The organism is Nocardioides sp. P5_C9_2 (assembly GCF_054049555.1).
In genome coordinates this window covers 1-1,706 of the sequence record NZ_JBFUMD010000641.1, presented here as the reverse complement: position 1 = coordinate 1,706, position 1,706 = coordinate 1, and the positions used below count along the sequence as shown (strand labels likewise).

The following is a 1,706-nucleotide window of genomic DNA, read 5'->3' as shown; positions in this document are numbered from 1 at the left end:
GTACACCGCCGAGGACGAGGTCGAGGTCGCCGCGCCGAGAGTCGAGGTCGCCGACACGATCGGGGCCGGGGACACGGTGACCGCCGCGGTCGTCCACGCGTTGTGGGACCTCGGCGTCGTGGGTCCCGGCGCCGGCGAGCGCCTGCGCGCCCTGTCCCCGGACGACCGGTCGGCGGTCCTCGACTTCGCGGTGCGCGCCGCCGCGGTGACCGTCAGCCGTCCGGGCGGCGACCCGCCGCACCGGCACGAGCTGGCCTGACGGCCATCAGCCGGGCGACGGGGTCCAGCCCGGGTCGCGGCCGATGAAGGCCATCAACCGATCGACCACCGGAGCATCCGCAGCGACGGGCACCGGAGCGCCGTACTGGCCCGAGGAGCGCAGCACCTCCTCCATCTGCTCGAGTCCTCCGAGCAGCCCGGCGGCGAAGTCCTCGTCGAGGGCCACCTCCTGCCCGGTGGCCCGCGCCAGGTCCCAGCTGTGCATGAAGACGTCGGAGATGTAGAACTGGTCGACCGCGTCGGCAAGGCGGTGCGTCCCTACGTACGGGTGGGTGAAGGGCTCCTCGCCGCGCTCCTCGATCACGGCCTGGACGGCCGCTGCGTGGTGGTCCCACGCCGCCGCAGGGTCCTCGGCGACCGGCGGCCCGGCGGGGAGGGTCACCCCCCCGGCGGTGAGGAATCCCGGGAACCACTCCACGAGGTGGGCGACCACGTCCCGGGCGGTCCAGCCGTCCACGGGGGCGGCCGCCTGCCAGTCGTCGGCCTCGTGGACGAGTGCGCCGAAGGTCCCGGCGACCTCGCGGTGGCGTGCGGCCGGCGTGTCGGGCAGCGTCATCTCAGGCGGCCCCGTCGGCGAGCAGGGCGTCGAGCGAGCGGTAGCCCTCGCGGATGCCGACCTCCATGCCGCTGGCCAGCATGCCGTCGCGTGCCTCGAACGAGTCGCACAGCGAGAAGGCGTGCAGCCGGGTCATCCCGTGGCCCAGGTCCTCGAAGGTCAGGGTCTCGAGGGCGACCGCCTCGGGCATGCCCTCCCAGGTGAAGGTCTRCACCAGCCGGTCCTCGCCGATGTAGGGGAACGTGCCGCGGAAGGCGAACTCCTCGCCGTCACGTCGACCGACGTACCGGTAGGACCCGAGGGTCCGGCAGTCCCAGTGGTCGATGGACATGGCCACCGAGTCGGGTCCCACCCATCGGGTGAAGAGGTCGGGGTCGGTGTGGGCCCGCATGAGCTGGGCGGGGGTGGCCGCGAAGTCGCGCCAGATGTGGACGGCGGGCACGGTGGGGTCGGCCTCGATGGCGGCCTCGGAGTAGCGGTGGTCCTGGGCGGTGGTCATGATGCGGTTCCTTCCTCGGCGGTGGGGTCCTCRGTCTCCTGCAGGGAGGCCAGGACGGTGTCGAGTCGCGCGAAGCGCTCCTCGGCCTGTCGTCGGTAGCGCTCGATCCACTTCGTCATCAGGTCGAACACCTCGGCTTCCAGGTGCACCGGGCGGCGTTGGGCCTCCCGGCTACGACTCACCAGGCCGGCCTCCTCGAGCACCTTGAGGTGCTTGGAGACCGCCTGGAGGCTCACGTCGTACGGCGCGGCGAGGTCGCCGACCGTCGCGTCGGCAACGGTGAGGCGAGCGACCATGTCGCGTCGGGTGGGGTCGGCAAGGGCGGCGAAGACCCGGGAGAGCTGATCGGTCACGACCTCACACCTTCTTCAA

General features: G+C 72.5%; 4 protein-coding genes. 1 reads left to right on the top strand and 3 read right to left on the bottom strand.

Annotated features, from left to right (window positions below):
- Positions 1 to 259: PfkB family carbohydrate kinase (locus ACXJKL_RS20535; RefSeq protein WP_457208846.1), on the top strand; the 259-nt coding region annotated here is incomplete at its 5' end.
- Positions 260 to 265: 6 nt separating this feature from the next.
- On the opposite strand, the gene ACXJKL_RS20530 is transcribed toward ACXJKL_RS20535, so the two are convergent.
- From ACXJKL_RS20530 to ACXJKL_RS20520, 3 genes are read right to left on the bottom strand one after another with little or no spacing between them, the layout of a single operon-like run.
- Positions 266 to 835, bottom strand: a complete 570-nt coding sequence (locus ACXJKL_RS20530; RefSeq protein ID WP_457208845.1) for a TIGR03086 family metal-binding protein — start codon at positions 833 to 835, stop codon at positions 266 to 268.
- A gap of 1 nt (position 836) precedes the next feature.
- Positions 837 to 1,334, bottom strand: a complete 498-nt coding sequence (locus ACXJKL_RS20525) for an SRPBCC domain-containing protein (protein WP_457208844.1) — start codon at positions 1,332 to 1,334, stop codon at positions 837 to 839.
- Positions 1,331 to 1,687: an ArsR/SmtB family transcription factor gene (locus ACXJKL_RS20520; RefSeq protein ID WP_457208843.1), complete on the bottom strand. Its 357-nt coding sequence runs from the start codon at positions 1,685 to 1,687 to the stop codon at positions 1,331 to 1,333. Before ACXJKL_RS20520 ends, ACXJKL_RS20525 begins: the two co-directional genes overlap by 4 nt.
- Positions 1,688 to 1,706 lie beyond the last annotated feature (19 nt).